Origin of the sequence: uncultured Clostridium sp. (genome assembly GCF_947072515.1) — a bacterium.
Taxonomy (GTDB): Bacteria; Bacillota; Clostridia; order Clostridiales; family Clostridiaceae; genus Clostridium.
On sequence record NZ_CAMTIG010000018.1, the window covers coordinates 51,449 to 69,809 of the forward strand.

An 18,361-nucleotide genomic window follows, 5' to 3' on the forward strand; every position below is an offset into this window, starting at 1 on the left:
TTTTCCCAACTATCTACTTTCCAAGTGTTATCAGTTTTTTTTGCGTAAAAGATTTAGTAGACATATTGCTATCAGCACTCCGATCACCAATTTCTGCATCAGAAGTATCATAGCAGTTAACAAGAACATCTGTATTAACTGTCATAGTAGTAGATGTAGAATATTCTATAGTTACACTTCCATGTAAAAACTGAAAAGAATGCTTTAAAAAGCATTTATGTAAAGATGCATGTAATAAACTTTGTAAAAAATACATTTTTATAAATTGTTATAGAAAGTGTAATGAATATACGACTAAGAAATGTACTCACTTTAATGGTTATCGATATGATTGTAATGCTTGTGATACCGTTACTATATGTAACGAAGAGAAACGTTATTATAAGGCTAAGCTTGCAAATGAAAAGTATCTTGATACTCTAAAATCATCAAGAGAAGGCATAAATGTTACTCATAATCAAATAAAGAAGATGGATGAATTAATATCTCCACTTGTTTTAAAAGGACAGTCATTATACCATATTTCTATACATCATAAAGAAGAAATTACTTGTTCTGAAAGGACACTTTATAATTATTTTCATAAGAATGTCTTTACCGCTAGAAATATTGATTTACCTAGAAAAGTAAAGTATAAACCTAGAAAGAAAAAAATATCTACAATAATAAAAAATCCAGGCTATAGAATTGGAAGAACATTTGAAGATTTCACTAAATTTATTGAAGACAATCCGAATATACCAGTAGTCGAGATGGATACAGTTTACGGCACACGAAGTGGAAAAGTCCTTTTAACAAAAGTAAATAGAGAGGAAAATTATATTGTAAATTTGATAAATGAATTTTAGGAAAAAACTACAATAGATAAATGGGAATTTAATTTAGAGTATTTGAAAAAAATTATAATATAATAAAGAAAAAAGAAAATATAAATATGAAATATGTAGAATCGTATATAGACGTATATGAATTAGTAAAAGAAACTGAGAATTTGCCAGAAGAAAAAAAGGCTGATTCAAAGAGAAGAACAGTAATAAAAACAATGTATAATAGGACGACTACAACAACGTATACAGAAAAATATATAAATATAGGAAGATGTTATGCGTAATTTCATTAAGTTAATTTTTTATTTTTTACTGGACCACCAAAAATATTTTTGGTGGCATTTATTTTTAATAATGTCTATAAGAACTGGAATTAATAATGTTTATTAAATATAAAGGAAGAGTGAAAAATTAGGCACATGCTACAACAATGAATAAAACAAGAAATATTAACAAAAAATAAACAAAATAAAAAGGAAAAATACTTCTATGATAGTGTAAAATTAAAAGAAAAAGCTTATGTGAGGTAATGATATGAAAAGAAAAACCGTAGTAGGTGTAATTATTGCTGTAATTATAGTAGGGGCTTTAGGGATAGGAACTAAACAATTTATAAAATACAGAAATGAACAAAAGGCAACTAAATTATTTGAAGAGCAATCAATACCAAAGGTAGTGACAGAAAAACAATTAGGTTATTTAGAAGGTTATTATACAACAACAAAGGCATTTGAGAGTCAAGATAAAAAAGAAACACTTGTTAGAAAAGATGATATATCAGGAAGTATAACAAATTCTCAAGAAAATATAGGAAAAGTGGTAGAAAAAACTCCGAATATAAATGGAATAGATATTTTAGACGGAAAAGTTATGATTATAAAAAATGGTAAGGCTATTTATGAAACAAAGGATAAAATCTATTCAAGAGTAATAAAAGCAGATGAGTTTTGGGATATATTTAAAGTAAATCCACAAGATTTAGGACTAGAGTTAACTCAAAAGGAATTTGTAATATATAAAGTTGGAAATATAAATATATTCCAATTATCACAAGGAGATATTTTATTTACTTATAACGGTACTTTAAATTATGGAATGAATGATACAGTAGATACATATCCAAATCAAATAAGTTTTTGGTATGGAGATTTCCAAGTAACGAATAAAGCAGCAACACCAAACGTTGTAGATAAAGCAAAAGACAAAGATTTAACTGGAGAACAAGTTATAATAAATAAAAGTGAGTTTAAGTATGGTGATATGGATGTAAAAGATCCACAATATTATGTATTTGAATTTAAACCAGAGGATATTTACAATAAAGCAGATTATAATGGAGAAATTGGGCAAGATGGAGATAAAATTTTCTTCTTAGGAGTATTACCTAAAGACGAAAAATTAACAAGATTAGAAAAGTATATGGCAACACAACCAGGATACAAAGTTAAAGGAATGACACCAATTATCTTAAAATCAAATGGAGAAATAGAAGTAATGAATGGAGCAAAAACTGTATTTAATGCAAAGAGAGTTTTAGCTTCACAGGAAAATAAATAAAATAAAAAGGAGTTTTTCAAAATTGAAAAACTCCTTTCTATTATTTTCCTGGCTTAAATGATGATTTAAGTGGAACGATTCTGTTAAACACTAATTTATCATTAGTAGTATATTTAGTATCTATTGAGAAGAATCCATTTCTAACTAATTGCATTTTATCTAGTGGCTTAACACCAGGAACTGCATTTGGTTCAATAAATCCTTGGAATACTTCCATAGATTTTGGATTGATTTGTTCTAAGAAATGTTTTCCTTCATTTTCAGGTGCATCATCTAAGATTAAAGGTTCATATAATCTAAATTCTGCTGGAACTGAAGTGTTAGCATCAACCCAATGGATTGTTCCTTTAACTTTTCTTCCTGTAAATCCAGAACCACTTTTAGTTTCTGGATCGTAAGTGCAGTGAAGTTCTACAACTTCTCCGTTTTCATCCTTTATAACGTCATTACACTTAACGAAATAAGCGCCTCTAAGTCTAACCTCGTTACCAGGGAATAATCTAAAGTACTTTTTAGCAGGTACTTCCATAAAGTCATCACGTTCAACATAAAGTTCTCTTGAGAAAGTGATTTCTCTTTTTCCAAAACTTTCGTCTTTAGGATGAATATCTAATGTTAAAGTTTCTCTTTGTCCTTCTGGATAATTAGTTATAATTATTTTTAAAGGGTTTATAACTGCCATTGCAGTTGGAACTTTAGGTTGTAAATCTTCTCTTAAGAAGTAATCAAGCATTTGAGAATCCACAACAGTTGAACTAGCTTTAGAAATACCGATTGCATGACAGAAATTTCTTATAGCATCAGGAGTATAACCTCTTCTTCTAAGACCAGAAATTGTAGGCATTCTAGGATCATCCCATCCATCCACGACATTTTCATCAACTAATTGTTTTAATTTTCTTTTACTCATAACAGTATTTGTCATATTAAGTCTTGCAAATTCTATTTGTCTTGGTTTAGCTTCCATTTCACATTCGTTTACGAACCAATCATAAAGAGGTCTGTGATCTTCAAATTCAAGAGTACAAATAGAATGAGTAATATGCTCAATTGCATCCTCTAAAGGATGAGCAAAATCATACATTGGATAGATACACCATTTATCTCCAGTATTATGATGCTCAGAATGAGCTATTCTATATATAATAGGGTCTCTCATATTAAGATTTGGAGAAGTCATGTCTATTTTAGCTCTAAGAACTTTTTCTCCATCTTTAAATTCACCCTTTCTCATTTTTTCAAAAAGATCAAGATTTTCCTCAACTGTTCTAGTTCTATAAGGACTTTCTTTTCCAGGAGCTGTTAAGCTTCCTCTATATTCTTTCATTTCATCTGGTGTTAAATCACAAACGTATGCTAAGCCTTTGTTAATTAAAAGAATAGCTTTTTCATACATTGTATCAAAGTAGTTTGATGCAAAGTGAAGTTCATTCCACTGACATCCTAGCCATTTAACATCCTCTTCTATAGACTGAACATACTCAGTATCCTCTTTAATTGGGTTAGTATCATCAAATCTAAGATTTGTTCTACCTTTAAATTCATTGGCTAAACCAAAGTTTAAAAGTATAGATTTCGCATGACCGATATGTAAATATCCATTTGGTTCTGGTGGAAATCTTGTTATTATGCTATCGTGTTTTCCAGTTTCTAAGTCTTCTTTAATAATATTTCTAATAAAATTAGATGAAATATTCTCACTTGACATAAAAGCCTCACACCTCCTATTAAATTTATGTTTATATAATACACATTTACCTCTAATTTTAATCCAATATAAAGAAAAAATCTAGTGAAAAAAAGATTAATAGGTGATAATTAGACTTTGAAACTTATTAATTAAAGATTAATAGTTAAAAAACTAGTAAATCACATGTTTTGTGATTCACTAGTTTTTAGTAAATTAGAATAATTTAGATGAATTATATCTTTCTTCAACAACATCCCAATCGATTATGTCAAAGAAGTTTTTAATATATTCAGGTCTTTTATTCTGATATTTTAAGTAATAAGCATGCTCCCAAACATCCATGGTTAAAAGAGGAATTTCACCCTCTGAAATTGGACAAATTTGATTTGGAGTTTTAGTTATCTTTAATTTATTACTTTTGTCTAAAACGAGCCAAGCCCATCCAGAACCAAATTGAGTTGCACCAGCATTTGAAAATTCTTCTTTAAACTTTTCAAAAGAACCAAAAGTTTTTTCAATAGCATTTTTTATATTTCCACACAAGTGAGTGCTATTAGGTTTATTAAGACCTTCCCAATAAAATTCATGATTGAAGACACCACCGCCATTATTAATAACGGCCATCTTTTTATCGTCTGGAAGTTTATCAAGATTTTTTAAAATATAAATTAGGCTATCTTCTTTTAAACAATCACTAGGGCAATCTTTTAAAGCCTTATTTAAGTTATCAGTATAAGCTTGTTGATGTTTATCATGATGAATAAGAACTGTAGATTTATCAATAACAGGTTCTAAAGCATCATAATCAAATTTTAATGGTTTTAATTTAAATTCTTTCATAATATATCACCTCAAGATTTAGTATATAAATATAGAAGAGAAAAAATACATTTTAGAAAATAAAATTTATAGTCCTTGAAAATTAAAGTTCGGAACAAAATCAGTAGTACTAGAATTACTGTCTTGAATAAAGGCATTTGTAATACCAAGTTCTGCTGCATAGTTAATTAATGATTCATAAACTTTAGGGTTTAAGGGCTTTGAAATCTCTTTGAAATCTAATGCTTTAAACATAGGTGTATATTGACTCATAATACTTATATATACATTATCACCAAATAGGGTATAAATTGTATCTATAACTTTCTTAGAGTCAAATAAAAGACCAGGTAGCATTAAATGCCGAACAATCATCCCTTTAATCATTCTACCTTTTTCATCAAATTTATTTTTTCCAACTTGAGAATACATTTCTTTAAGTATAGTTATTACATTTTCGCGATACCCTTTAGCACTAGAATATTTTATTGCATATTTATCATCAAAATATTTAAAATCAGGAAGATATACATCAATATATCCATCCAACATTTTTATGGTCTCCAATGAATCATAGCCATTAGTATTATAGAGAATAGGGAGAGTTAGTCCATTATCTTTGGCAATCTTAATGGCTTCAATTATTAAAGGTACATAATGAGTTGGTGTTACTAAGTTGATATTATTAGCATTTTTGCTTTGTAATTCTAAAAATATTTCAGCAAGCCTTTCAACTGTAATTTCTTTACCTTTTTTTTCTTGGCTTATATCATGATTTTGGCAAAAAACACACTTTAAATTGCAATTAGAAAAAAATACTGTTCCAGAGCCTGTATCAAGTGATATAGGTGGCTCCTCCCAAAAGTGTAACTCTGCACGAGCAGCTAAAATTTTATCATTAGACATACAAGGACCTATTTGACCAGCTGTTCTATCTATATTACAGTTTCTTAGACAAAGGGAACAACTTTTAAAAATATTATAATTAGTCATAAAAGTACCTCCTTTCTGATTATATATAATATTATAGATGAGAAATAATATGAAATGCAAAGAAAGGATATAGAAATAAAAGAGAAGATTTTTGTAATTGTAACCTAATTTGCTAGAAATGTTTTAAGGTAAGAGTTAAAATAATATAAATAAAAAGAAAGTGGTGAATATTAAATGAATAAAATTTTGGATGAATATGAATATAATGGGGAACTTTTTGAAAGACTTGAAAATAGAAATAGTAATTTAAATGATATTATTCTTGAAAACTGTACATTTAATAGATGTGATTTTACTGGTGCAGATTTTAATGAATGTACGTTTGATGGATGTACATTTAAAGAATGCAACTTTACGTTAACTAAATTAAGCAATTCAAAGCTTAGAGGAGTTATTTTTATAGATTGTAAGATAGTTGGGTTAGATTTTACTAAATGTGATACTTTTATATTAGATTTTGAATTTAGAAAATCATTAATTCAAAGCTGTAGTTTTGCCGGTCTTAAAATTCCGAAAGTTAAATTTACTTCTTGTAACGTAACAGGAGCCGATTTTATGAATTGTGATTTAAGAGAAGCTAAATTTAAAAATTCATCATTAAGTGAATCAATTTTTGAAAATACAAATTTGAGTAGAGCAGATTTTTCAGAAGCTATGGATTATGTTATAAATCCAGAAAGAAATAAAATAAAGAAAGCAAAATTTTCTATGCCAGAAGTTTTAGGTCTATTAAGAGACTTTGATATTATAGTTAAATAGGAGGATTTTACATGGAAAATTTAGAGAGAATAATCGAGGAAACAAAGGAACCGGTTACAAAATCTTTTTTAATTAAAAAGTTTAATGAAATTGGATTAAAAAAAGGTGATAAAATTTTAGTTCATTCAAAATTAAGCTCATTAGGATGGGTAGCAGGTGGAGCAAGAACAGTTGTAGATTCTCTTATGGAAGTTATAGGGGAAGAGGGGACTATAGCAATGCCAACACATAGTGGAGATTTAGTGGATCCTGTATTTTGGGGGAATCCACCAGTACCAAATGAATGGTTTGAAACTATAAGAGATGAAATGCCAGCATTTGATAGGGAAAAAACAGAGACTTATGGAATGGGAAAAATAGTTGAGAACTTTAGATGTAGAGGGGATGTATTAAGAAGCTATCATCCTACTGTTTCTTTTTCAGCATGGGGAAGAGAAGCAGAAGAAGTAACAAAGGAACATACATTAGAATATTCACTAGGAGAAGGTAGTCCTTTAAAGAAAATGTATGAGTTGAATTTTAAAGTTTTATTTATAGGCGTGGAATATGATGTAAATACTGCATTTCATTTAAGTGAATACAGAGCTGGAAATGGGGAAAAAATTACTCAAATATCTCCTATAATAGAGAATGGAGAAAGAAAATTTAAAAAGTATGAGGATATTGAATTTAAAACAGAACTATTTATGTTTGTGGGAGAAGGTTTTGAAGAAAAAGGAAATGTAATTAAAAATCAAATTGGAAATGCAAAAGTAAAAATATTTTCTATGAAAGAGGCTGTTGATTTTGGTGTAGAATATTTTAAAAATGTTAGTATATACTAGAATGTATGTTCTATATTAAAAAAATAAACCCTCTTCTTTTTGGAATAGAGTAAGTAAATGTGATATACTTTAAGATAAGAAATTTAATATAGTTAAGTATTAAAAATAGCTATATAAAAAAATAAAATTAGCCTATAAATATAAGTTAATATTATTAATTTTAAGGTTAATAGATTAAATAGATATTTTATTTTATAATTTTGTTAAAACTAGCTTTAAAGCTAGTTTTTTTCCGTAAAATAATTATTGAATTTAATTAGAAAACTTAAATCTGAAGGGAGGATTTAAATTTGGATTTAAAATCACTTTTAAATAAAGAGCAATATGAGGGGGCATCAACAGTTGAAGGTCAGGTCTTGATACTTGCTGGAGCGGGTTCAGGAAAAACTAGAGTTTTAACTTATAGAATGGCTCATATGATAGACGATTTAGGAATAGCTCCTTGGAAAATTTTAGCCATAACTTTTACAAATAAAGCATCTAAAGAGATGAGAGATAGAGTTCGTGCTATTATAGGGGAAAAAGCTGATTCAATGTGGATATCAACATTTCACTCAACATGTGTACGTATATTAAGAAGAGATATAGATAAGCTAGGATATAAATCGAGCTTTACTATTTATGATACATCAGATCAAAAAGTTCTTTTAAAAGAATGTATAAAAGCACTTAACATAAATGAAAAAGACATAACACTTCAAGAAGTTATGGGGAAAATCGGAAGAGCAAAGGATATAATGCAAACACCAGCAGCCTTCATGAGAGAAAATGAACAAAACTTTAGAGAAAAGAAAATAGCAGATGTATATGCTATGTATCAAAAAAGATTAAAGGAAAATAATGCATTAGATTTTGATGATTTAATCTTTAAAACAGTAGAACTGTTTAAAGAAAGTACAGAAACTTTAGAATTTTATCAAAATAAATTCCAATACATCATGGTAGATGAGTATCAAGATACAAATGGAGCACAGTATGAATTAGTTAAAATGTTAGCTAAAAGATACAAGAATATTTGTGTTGTTGGAGATGATGACCAATGTATCTATCAATGGAGAGGGGCAGATATTCAAAATATATTAGATTTTGAAAAAGACTATCCAGAATGCAAAGTAATTAAACTTGAGCAAAACTATAGATCAAAAGGAAATATTTTAGATGCAGCTAATGAAGTTATAGTTAATAATTCAAGAAGAAAAGATAAAGCACTTAGAACAGAACAGGAATCGGGAAGTAAAATTAAAGTTTATAGAGCTTTTTCAGATAAAGAAGAAGCAGATTTTGCAGCTAGAGAAATTAAAGAGCTTATAGAAAAAAATGAAGACTCTAAATATAAAGATTTTGCAGTGCTTTACAGAACTAATGCACAGTCTCGTAATTTTGAGGAATGTTTTAGAAGAAGAGGAATTCCATATAAAATTATAGGTGGAACTAAATTCTATGATAGAAAAGAAATTAAAGATATGCTTGCATACCTTAAAATTTTAGTAAATCCCCAAGATGATGTAAGTATAAAGAGAGTTATAAATGTTCCGAAGAGAAGTATAGGAGCAGCAACATTAGATAAAGTTCAAACATTTGCAGAAGAGTTTGGGTTAAATCTTTGGGATGCTTTAGGAGAAGTTAGAACTATAAGTACATTAACAGCTAGAAACTGTTCATCTATAGAGAAGTTTACAAGTCTTATGGATAACTTTGTGATTTTAGCTGAAAGTATGCCACCTTCAATGCTTATAGAAAATATTTTAAAAGAAAGTGGATATTTAGTTGAACTAGAAAAATCAGAAGAAATAGAAGATAAAAGTAGAATAGAAAACTTAAAAGAACTTGTATCAGATGCAGTGCAATTTGAAAAAGATAATCCAGAAGAAAACACACTTTCAGATTATTTAGAAAATGTTGCATTAGTACAAGATGCAGATAAAGAAACAGAAGAAGAGGATTATGTAGTGCTAATGACTCTTCATAGTGCAAAAGGATTAGAATTCCCGTATGTATTTATGGTGGGAATGGAAAATGGGTTATTTCCAAGTATGACAGATATAAATGAGCAAAGTCAAATGGAAGAATCAAGAAGACTTTGTTATGTAGGAATAACTAGAGCAAAAGAATCCTTATATATGACTTCAGCAGAAAAAAGAATGCTATTTGGTAGAATAACATCATATAGCCAATCAGACTTTATAAATGAAATTAGATTTGATTTAAAAGAGTTTGTAAATGGTGGTGGAAAAGTATCTACATCAAAAACAGCTAACTATTATAATACTCCACCCAAAAATCAAAATCCACATGGATTAAGAGGTGGAATAAGCCCATATAATAAACCAAAAACAAAAATGACAGGAAGTTCATTAAATAGTTCAGAAATATCGGTTGGAAAAAAAGTTAATCACGATAAATTTGGAACTGGAACAGTAGTTTCTGTAGCAGAATCAAATGGTGATAAAAAACTAACAATTGTTTTTGATAAACAGGGGATTAAAACATTAATGCTTTCAATGGCAAATTTAGAGTTAATATAGGAGGCTTTTTAAATGGATAAGAGAGAAAAAATGGAAGCACTGATAGAAGAGCTTAATAGATATGCATACGAATATTATTCATTAGATAATCCAACAGTTAGTGATAAAGAATATGATTTAAAATATGATGAATTAGCGAACTTAGAAAAAGAATTAAATTTAGTGTTACCTTACTCTCCAACTGTGAGAGTTGGAGATACTATATTAGGAGGATTTTCTAAATATACACATAAAGCTAAACTTTGGAGTTTAGATAAAGCACAAAGTATTGAAGAAATAATAGAATGGCATAACAGAAATATAAAGTTCGTAAATGAAATGAGAGCTAAAGGTGAGGAATTACCAGATTTAAAATATATAGCAACTAAAAAGTTTGATGGACTTACAGTAAACTTAACATATGATGAAGATGGAGTATTAGTTACAGGAGCTACAAGAGGAACAGGTTCTATAGGAGAAAATGTTACAGCACAAGTTAAGACTATAAAAAGCATACCATTAAAAATAAATACTAGAGATGTATTTGAGATACATGGTGAAGCTGTAATGACTACAGAAGCATTTGAAAAATATAATGAGACTGCAATAACACCATTAAAAAATCTTAGAAATGGTGCAGCAGGAGCACTTAGAAATCTTAATGTAAAAGAAACGGCAAGAAGAAATCTTTCAGCTTTTTTCTATGATGTAGGGTATAAAGAAGGAGAAAGTTTTAAGACTTATACAGAGATGCTAAATTTTATAAAAAGCAATGGATTTCCAATAGATGAATATGCGGTTACATGTGCAACTATTGAAGATATCCAAAGAGAAATAAATTATATAAAAGATATAAGATTTTCTTTAAATTATGATATTGATGGATTAGTACTAGCTATAGATGATATAAAAACTAGAGAACTTTTAGGATATACAGTAAAATTTCCTAAATGGGCTATAGCATATAAGTTTGAAGCACAAGAGGCAACTACAGAACTTTTAGATGTAGAGTGGAATATAGGAAGAAGTGGAAGAGTAGCGCCAACAGCTATATTAGAGCCAGTTGAACTTGCAGGAGTTACTGTTAAAAGAGCAACTTTAAATAATATGGATGATATAAAGAAAAAAGAAGTAAGAATAGGTGCTAGAGTTTTCGTTAGAAGATCTAATGATGTTATTCCAGAGATAATGGGAGTAGTGGCAGATAGTTTAGAAGGATCAAAAGAGATACTACCACCAGAAGTATGTCCAGCTTGTGGAAGTCACTTGACTTTAATAGGAGCACATTATTTCTGTGAAAATACACTTTCTTGTAAGCCTCAAATGGTTAAGACGATAGTACATTATGGATCAAGAGAAGCTATGAATATAGCAGGGTTTTCAGAAAGAACAGCAGAGCAATTATTTGAAAAACTTAATATAAAGTCAATTTGCGATTTATATAAATTAAATAAAGAAGATTTAATAGATTTAGAGAAATTTGGACCTAAAAAAGCACAAAATCTTTTAGATTCTATAGAAAATAGTAAAGAATGTTCTTTAGAAGCATTCATATATGCATTAGGAATACAAAATGTAGGAGCTAAAACAGCAAGAGATTTAGTAGGTAAATTTAAATCGATAGCTGGACTTAAGGCTGCAACATTTGAGGAACTTGTATTAGTTCAAGATGTTGGAGATATAGTAGCTAAAAATGTTTTAGACTTTTTTCATGAAGAAAAAGTTATAGAAACAATAGATGAGCTATTAGCACTTGGAGTAAATCCATATTATGAAGAGAAAGAAGTAACGGAAAGTACTTTTTCAGGAAAAACAGTAGTAGTAACAGGAACTATGCAAAAATATTCAAGAAAAGAGATAAAAGAAAAACTTGAATCATTAGGAGCAAAAGTTTCAGGAAGTGTTAGTAAAAAAACTGATTATGTAGTTTATGGTGAAGAAGCAGGTTCAAAGCTTACAAAAGCAGAAGAGTTAGGAGTAGCGACTATTTCTGAAGAAGAATTTGAAACTATGATATAGGAGAGTTATAAAAATGAAAAAAATAGTAAATGCATTAGGAATGGTAATGAGTGTAGTCTCAACTATTGTAATCATATGCACATTTTTGACTTCCTATCAATTTATATTCTTAGGAAATATATTCAGCACATATTTAACACTACAAGTTTGTATTGCATTAACAATGATACTGTGGGGAATGAAATTTTGGATGGAGGAATTTGGAAGAAAAAAATATATATATCCATTTATATGCGGATGTATTAGTCTTTCATCTATTTTCTTTATATTTAGTTCTGTAAGGTAGAGAATAGAGAAGAGGTAGTATAGGAAAAAAAGCGAAGCTTTTTATTTGATACATTTTACCTCTTATTTCTTCCCTCAAAAAAGAGAGTACCAATTAATGGTGCTCTCTTTTTTCGAAGTCTTTTATATTATCAAATTCTGATATATCAAGAAGTTCTGTAACATCTTCTATAAAATCATCATCTTTATGTTTCTTACTATTAGCAATAAAGCTTAATTTTTCATTTATCTTTTCAAGAATGTAATTTTTATATCTTAATTGGTTATAAGACTTTAGTGCAACTATAAATAACCAAATTCCTATAAACATGAATGTTAGCATAAATAGTATTCCTATAATTGAAACTGTTATTATTAAAAAAGTCATGTTTAGACCTCCTATTATTAATAATTAATTATATCACAACTATTATATAACGTTAACAAAATAAAGGGAAATATTCGTAAATATGTTTACAAATAAAAGAAAATGTTAATAATTAAAAGGATTATAAAGAGAGGTAGAAACTATGGTGAAAAAAATAATATTAACTATTTTAGGATCAGCATTAATTGGAATAACATTATTAAGTTTTATTGATGTATATAAAGAGCCTGAAACTGAAAAGACAAATTCATTTACATATGCATTAGGTGATGTAAGTAATAATTTAAAAAATATAAATAGTCTTTCTATAAGAGAGGGCGATTTAATAACAACTACAAGTAGAGGATTAGTTTTGAAAAATAATGAAGGAAAAGTTGAATATGATTTAGCTGAAGAAATATTAGTAAAAGATAAAGGCCTTCATTATGAGTTTAAATTAAAGGAAAATATAAAATGGAGTGATGGAAAAGAAATAAAAGCAGAAGAAATAATAGGATTTTTTAAGGAATTAATTTTGAATGAGGAAGAAGAAAATATAGAAGGCATATTAAACATATATGGAGCAAGGGAATTTAGAAAATCAAAGGGAACCGATACTGAAAAATTGGCTATGATAGAATCAGAAGGAAAAATTGTCATTAGATTAAATGAAATCGATAAAAACTTTACAGAAGAATTAACTAAACCGGTATATAAATTAAGAAAAAATTTAGAACTATGGGAAGATATAAAAACAAACTACTCAATAATAATTTGCTCAGGAGATTATACGATTGGAAATGTAAAAGATGATGAAATAATTTTAAAAAAATCATCTTATGCAAAGGGAAGTGGACCTAGTGAATTGAATATTATAAGAGATATGAGTGAAGAGGTTTCAATGGCTAAATTTGAAACAGGAGAAGTTGATATAGTTGTAAATCCACCATCAAAACAATTAAATAGATTATTTACAGAAGGAAAATTAAAAACATTTCCAGCTAAGAAAGGAAAGTATGTATATATTAACTCAAATGATAAAAAGCAGGATTTAAATGAGAGGAAAATAATATATAAGAATCTAATAGAAGCCATAAATACGTATTATAAAGAAAATGAACATTACTTAGAGATGGCGGAATATAGTTATTTTTTAGAAGATAAAAGTAATTTGAATAACATTCAAAATAGAAAAGTTTCAACTACAAAAACTACAGGAGAATTACCAGAAGTTCTAATTATTATGGCATTAGATAATCAAGAAAACAGAAATATATGTAATTTTATTCAGACATGGTTTAAAGAGAATACGAAAACAAGTTTGAGATATACTTTAGTTAAAGAAAGTGAATACAAGAATTTAGCTTTGAAAGATAGATATAATGTTACATTAATAGATGCAAATCTTATAACAGATAATAAAGCGGAATTTTTTGAGGAATTCGAATATTGGTATACTGAAAATCAAAAAAAAGTTTTTGATAAAACAAAGGTAGCAAATGGAGACTTTAAAGAACTTGAAAATATATTATTTTCTGAATATCAAATATTACCATTGTACTTTGAAAATAAAAATGTTGCTGTTTCAAAAAATGTGAAAGAAATATATTTTGATTATTATGGAAATATACAATTTACATTAAAAGAATAAATAAATTTATTAAGAAAATAGAATTTTAATAAAAATAAAAGCTCAATTAGGAAAGAAATTCCGAATTGAGCTTTTGGTATTAAATAACTTCGGTTGGATTATTAACTATTTCAGCTTCTACATATTCTGAGGAATCATTTTTTAAATCTTCTATAGAATTCTCAGCATCAGAATTTTTTTCAGTTATACCAAGTTCATCATAGAAGTTTTCTTTTAAAACAAACATAAATAAGAATAAAATAAACATATTTTTATTACTATCAAAAACTTTTTTAGGAGCATCAAATTTATCTTTCTTTAAAGAATAAGTTATATTCTTTAAGATAATTGGTGCAATACCTGTTTCATCAGGAGTAGTTAAGTTAGGCATAGAAAAAAATGTCTCATCAATCATATCTTTTGAGAGATTAGTAAATCCTCTATATCTTTCAGTATCATCTAATGTTGGTGGTTTAGGCCAACTGGTGATAAGACCGGAATTTAAAATATATTTTTTATAAATATTTGAAATCATATTTTTATGCTCATGTTTTTTATCGGTATGAGCTGTATATAAAATTAAAGCTATGAAATAAAAACAAATATCAAAAGATGAATATTTGATTTCTTTCTTATCAGTAAGTTTTTGTATTATATTTGCATCCTCATTATATAAACAAATTAATTTTTGCATAATTTCATCAAATTTTTCTTTAAAAGTAAATAGGTTAGTATGTTCATATGAATATATCAAGTTAATGGAAAAAAGAGCACAGCAATCTAATGCATCAATATAATAATCTTTTTCACTAAATTTGCTACATAAAAACTCACATAAATCAATAATTAAAGGTAAGATTTCATCATTTTTAGAATGCTTATAATAAATATTAAAAGCTAAGAGCGTTTTACATCCTTCATCAAAAGAAAGATCATAAAGGGCATCTTTGTAATCAACAAACATTTGAAGTATTTGATTAGAAAAACTCTCAAATTCATTTTTAGTATCTACATCATCAGTAGTTGAAGAGTGCACGTAATATGCAACCATCATATATGCTTGATCACTAAATATAAATTTTCTGTTTTTATCAATCAAGGCAGCATCTTTATTACCAGTAGAAAAAACATTTTTTTTAGTAACAAAAATTCCTTCATTATTTCTTAGATTATTATAGTAAAAATCTAATTGTTCTTTGGAAACATCTCTAAAAAATTCTTGAAGAACTTTTTCTTTAGAAGAATCTTTAAATTTAGAATAGTAATCAGCTAATTCTAAAACACTCATGGTCATTAATGCATTTGTAGTTGGATTAATTTCTCTTCTAAAGGTAGAAGAATCAAATCCTTGAGAAGTTTTACTATGAATAAAACTAGGAGAAGCCTTTCTATAAATACATAGAAGGGGAGAGTATTTTTGCATAATGCCTGATTTATCTAAAGAACTATCTTTTTTAGAATTTTTTTGTTGTGAAACACATCCACATCTAGAATTTAAAACTATAGTTTTCATTGATTCTTTAGAAAAATGGAACAATTGACCGCAAATTTCTTCGGGAGAAAGACTATTCATTCTAAAAAATGGTCCTATATATTTCAAAATAATTCACCTCTTATATAATTCTCATATTAATACTATGAAGAAATACATTGGAATGTGAATAAAAATTAAATAAAAATTATTTAAATGAGAGGAGACTATACATAAACTTATATAGAAGTGATATTATAATTATATTAAGAGAAGAATTTTAAATAGGATGGTGAAATTCGTGAGAATTGATAACAGAAAAAATGAGCAAATAAGAAATGTTAAAGTAACAAGAAATTATACGAAATATGCAGAAGGTTCTGTTTATATAGAAGTAGGAGATACTAAAGTTTTATGTAATGTATCAGTGGAAGATAAAGTTCCACCTTTCTTAAAAGGAAAAGGAGAAGGATGGATAACAGCTGAATATAATATGCTTCCACGTTCAACAGGAACTAGAAAAATTAGAGATATTGCAAGATTAAAAATAGATGGAAGAACAATGGAGATTCAAAGACTTATAGGAAGAGCATTAAGATCAGTAGTAAATTTAAAAGCGTTAGGTGAAAAAACATTATGGATAGATTGTGATGTTATTCAAGCAGATGGTGGAACAAGAACAACATCTATATCAGGAGCATTTATAGCATTAGTAGATGCTATAAATAAAATTCATAAAGAAAAACCTTTTAAAGTATATCCAATAAGAAGTTTTGTAGCAGCTACAAGTGTTGGTATAGTAAAGGGAGAAAAAATAATAGATTTATGTTATGAAGAAGATTCAAATGCAAAAGTAGATATGAATATAATTGGAACAGATGAAGGTGAATTTGTAGAAGTACAAGGAACAGGGGAAGAGAGTCCAATGACTAGAGCAGAACTAAATGAACTTTTAGACTTAGGTGAAAAAGGAATAAAACAAATGATAGCTATACAGAAAAATGCTTTGAAAATGGATGCATTATGGATAGGAACAGGTGAATAAAAATGACAAAGCTTATACTAGCAAGTAATAATGAAAAAAAGATAGAAGAAATAAAAGAAATATTAAAAGATTTAAGCTTAGAAATTAAGTCATTAAAGGATGAAGGTATTGATATCGATGTAGTAGAAGATGGAGATACATTTAAAGCGAACTCATTTAAAAAAGCAAATGAAATAAAAGAATATTTACTTTCAAAAGGAAAAGAAAATTTTATCGTAATGGCAGACGATTCAGGATTAATGGTAGATTATTTAAATGGGGCACCAGGGGTATATTCTGCTAGATATGCGGGTGAGCATGGAAATGATGAAAAGAACAATAAAAAATTATTAAGGGAATTAAGTGGTGTAGAAGGAGATAAGAGGGGAGCAAAATTTATATGTTATATTACCCTTGTGAATGATAAGAATGACACTACGGGCTTTTATGGAGAAGTTGAAGGACAAATTTTAGAAGAGTTGAATGGTGCAGGTGGATTTGGATATGATCCACTTTTCTTTAATGAGGAGTTAAAGAAAACTTTTGGGGAAGCTAGTAAAGAAGAAAAAAACAAAATAAGTCATAGAGGAAATGCACTTAAACAATTGGGTGAAGAAATTAAAAAATTGTTATAGGGAGGACTAAAATGATAATAGGAGTAATGAGTGATACACATTGTATAGAAAAATATATTAATTTAGCTTTTGAAAAAATGAAAAATGCAGATGTAATATTACATTTAGGTGATTGTTCACCGGATGCAGCTAAATTTAAAGATAAATTTAATGGAGAGGTTTATGTAGTAGATGGAAATTGTGATTTTAAAGGCGATTATCCTAAAGAAAGATTATTAGAAATTCAAAATAAAAAAATATTTATGGCACATGGTGATAGATATGGGGTTAAAAATGATTTTAATAATATTTACTACAGAGGAAAAGAATTAGGAACAGATATAGTATTGTTTGGACATAGTCATGTAGAGATGATACAAGAAGTTAATGATATGCTCATTATGAATCCAGGAAGTGCATCATTATCTAAAGGAAAAGGAAATTCAATAGGAATTATAGAAATAGATGACAATGGAAATATAGATGCAAAAATAGAATATCTAATATAAAAGATATATCTAAATAATTAAAATTAATAAAAAAATCTCCTTGGAAAAATTTTTTTAAGGGGATTTTTTTAAAAAGCTAAATATTAGCATTAATAATATATAGGAAATTATTGAATAAGCAAAGAAAATATTAATACATTAACAAAAAAATGTATTAAAACCTAATAAAGAAACAAAATGGAGAAAAGATGAAAGAAAAGATGAAAAAAGTGTTGACAGTTAGGTGAGGATAATGTAGAATAATTCTTGTCGCTGAGGCAAACAAGTTTTCAGAAAGACATACCGGGGTGTGGCGCAGATGGTAGCGCGCATGGTTTGGGACCATGAGGTCGCAGGTTCGAGACCTGTCACCCCGACCATTAAAATCTTAACTTCAAAAAGAGGTTGACAGATTTTTAAAAAGAAGTATAATGAAAAGGCAGATAACTTTAAAATATATGCGGGTATCGTATATCGGTAATACTCCAGCCTTCCAAGCTGGAAAGGTGAG

At 28.0% G+C, this 18,361-nt stretch carries 17 protein-coding genes and 1 tRNA gene; 13 read left to right on the forward strand and 5 right to left on the reverse strand.

Annotated features, from left to right (window positions below):
* The first annotated feature begins 470 nt into the window (after positions 1-470).
* The 3 genes from Q0W06_RS08715 to Q0W06_RS08725 all read left to right on the forward strand — a co-directional run bounded on the left by Q0W06_RS08715 (position 471) and on the right by Q0W06_RS08725 (position 2,384).
* Entirely contained in the window at positions 471-848 is a 378-nt protein-coding gene (locus Q0W06_RS08715) for a hypothetical protein (protein ID WP_297633938.1), read from the forward strand.
* Between the two features lie 86 nt (positions 849-934).
* Positions 935-1,111 (forward strand): hypothetical protein, encoded by a 177-nt coding sequence (locus Q0W06_RS08720; protein ID WP_297633941.1) that lies wholly within the window; start codon positions 935-937, stop codon positions 1,109-1,111.
* A 250-nt stretch (positions 1,112-1,361) separates the two neighbouring features.
* On the forward strand, positions 1,362-2,384 hold the full coding sequence (locus tag Q0W06_RS08725; RefSeq protein ID WP_297633944.1) for a hypothetical protein: 1,023 nt from the start codon (positions 1,362-1,364) through the stop codon (positions 2,382-2,384).
* A 40-nt stretch (positions 2,385-2,424) separates the two neighbouring features.
* Here the strand turns inward: Q0W06_RS08725 and Q0W06_RS08730 are convergent, their stop codons facing one another.
* The 3 genes from Q0W06_RS08730 to Q0W06_RS08740 form a co-directional block, all read right to left on the reverse strand.
* Positions 2,425-4,092, reverse strand: coding sequence for a glutamine--tRNA ligase/YqeY domain fusion protein (locus tag Q0W06_RS08730; RefSeq protein ID WP_297633947.1), 1,668 nt, complete (start codon positions 4,090-4,092; stop codon positions 2,425-2,427).
* A gap of 195 nt (positions 4,093-4,287) precedes the next feature.
* On the reverse strand, positions 4,288-4,914 hold the full coding sequence (locus Q0W06_RS08735; RefSeq protein WP_297633950.1) for a superoxide dismutase: 627 nt from the start codon (positions 4,912-4,914) through the stop codon (positions 4,288-4,290).
* Positions 4,915-4,980: 66 nt separating this feature from the next.
* The gene (locus Q0W06_RS08740) at positions 4,981-5,886 is read right to left on the reverse strand and encodes a radical SAM protein (RefSeq protein WP_297633953.1); all 906 of its coding nucleotides are present in this window, start codon (positions 5,884-5,886) and stop codon (positions 4,981-4,983) included.
* Positions 5,887-6,060: 174 nt separating this feature from the next.
* On the opposite strand from Q0W06_RS08740, the gene Q0W06_RS08745 reads away from it, so the two are divergent.
* The 5 genes from Q0W06_RS08745 to Q0W06_RS08765 all read left to right on the forward strand — a co-directional run bounded on the left by Q0W06_RS08745 (position 6,061) and on the right by Q0W06_RS08765 (position 12,278).
* Positions 6,061-6,645: a pentapeptide repeat-containing protein gene (locus Q0W06_RS08745; protein WP_297633956.1), complete on the forward strand. Its 585-nt coding sequence runs from the start codon at positions 6,061-6,063 to the stop codon at positions 6,643-6,645.
* An 11-nt stretch (positions 6,646-6,656) separates the two neighbouring features.
* A complete protein-coding gene (locus Q0W06_RS08750) occupies positions 6,657-7,469 on the forward strand; it encodes an AAC(3) family N-acetyltransferase (protein ID WP_297633959.1) in 813 nt (270 codons plus the stop codon).
* A gap of 290 nt (positions 7,470-7,759) precedes the next feature.
* A complete protein-coding gene (pcrA, locus tag Q0W06_RS08755; protein ID WP_297633962.1) occupies positions 7,760-9,994 on the forward strand; it encodes a DNA helicase PcrA in 2,235 nt (744 codons plus the stop codon).
* A 12-nt stretch (positions 9,995-10,006) separates the two neighbouring features.
* Complete coding sequence (gene ligA / locus Q0W06_RS08760) at positions 10,007-11,992, forward strand: NAD-dependent DNA ligase LigA (protein ID WP_297633965.1); 1,986 nt, start codon at positions 10,007-10,009, stop codon at positions 11,990-11,992.
* Positions 11,993-12,005: 13 nt separating this feature from the next.
* Positions 12,006-12,278, forward strand: a complete 273-nt coding sequence (locus Q0W06_RS08765; RefSeq protein WP_297633967.1) for a hypothetical protein — start codon at positions 12,006-12,008, stop codon at positions 12,276-12,278.
* Between the two features lie 93 nt (positions 12,279-12,371).
* On the opposite strand, the gene Q0W06_RS08770 is transcribed toward Q0W06_RS08765, so the two are convergent.
* Positions 12,372-12,644 (reverse strand): hypothetical protein, encoded by a 273-nt coding sequence (locus Q0W06_RS08770; protein WP_297633970.1) that lies wholly within the window; start codon positions 12,642-12,644, stop codon positions 12,372-12,374.
* Between the two features lie 142 nt (positions 12,645-12,786).
* On the opposite strand from Q0W06_RS08770, the gene Q0W06_RS08775 reads away from it, so the two are divergent.
* Positions 12,787-14,274 carry an ABC transporter substrate-binding protein gene (locus Q0W06_RS08775; protein ID WP_297633973.1) on the forward strand — a complete coding sequence of 496 codons (1,488 nt, stop codon included), beginning with the start codon at positions 12,787-12,789 and terminating at the stop codon, positions 14,272-14,274.
* A gap of 79 nt (positions 14,275-14,353) precedes the next feature.
* On the opposite strand, the gene Q0W06_RS08780 is transcribed toward Q0W06_RS08775, so the two are convergent.
* The gene (locus Q0W06_RS08780) at positions 14,354-15,853 is read right to left on the reverse strand and encodes a hypothetical protein (protein WP_297633976.1); all 1,500 of its coding nucleotides are present in this window, start codon (positions 15,851-15,853) and stop codon (positions 14,354-14,356) included.
* A gap of 172 nt (positions 15,854-16,025) precedes the next feature.
* Here Q0W06_RS08780 and rph point away from each other — a divergent pair, with 172 nt between their 5' ends.
* From rph to Q0W06_RS08800, 4 genes are all read left to right on the forward strand, one after another.
* On the forward strand, positions 16,026-16,769 hold the full coding sequence (rph, locus tag Q0W06_RS08785; RefSeq protein ID WP_297633979.1) for a ribonuclease PH: 744 nt from the start codon (positions 16,026-16,028) through the stop codon (positions 16,767-16,769).
* Between the two features lie 2 nt (positions 16,770-16,771).
* On the forward strand, positions 16,772-17,383 hold the full coding sequence (locus Q0W06_RS08790; RefSeq protein ID WP_297633982.1) for an XTP/dITP diphosphatase: 612 nt from the start codon (positions 16,772-16,774) through the stop codon (positions 17,381-17,383).
* A gap of 11 nt (positions 17,384-17,394) precedes the next feature.
* Positions 17,395-17,871: a metallophosphoesterase gene (locus Q0W06_RS08795; protein WP_297633985.1), complete on the forward strand. Its 477-nt coding sequence runs from the start codon at positions 17,395-17,397 to the stop codon at positions 17,869-17,871.
* A 283-nt stretch (positions 17,872-18,154) separates the two neighbouring features.
* Positions 18,155-18,230 (forward strand) — tRNA-Pro (locus Q0W06_RS08800).
* Positions 18,231-18,361 lie beyond the last annotated feature (131 nt).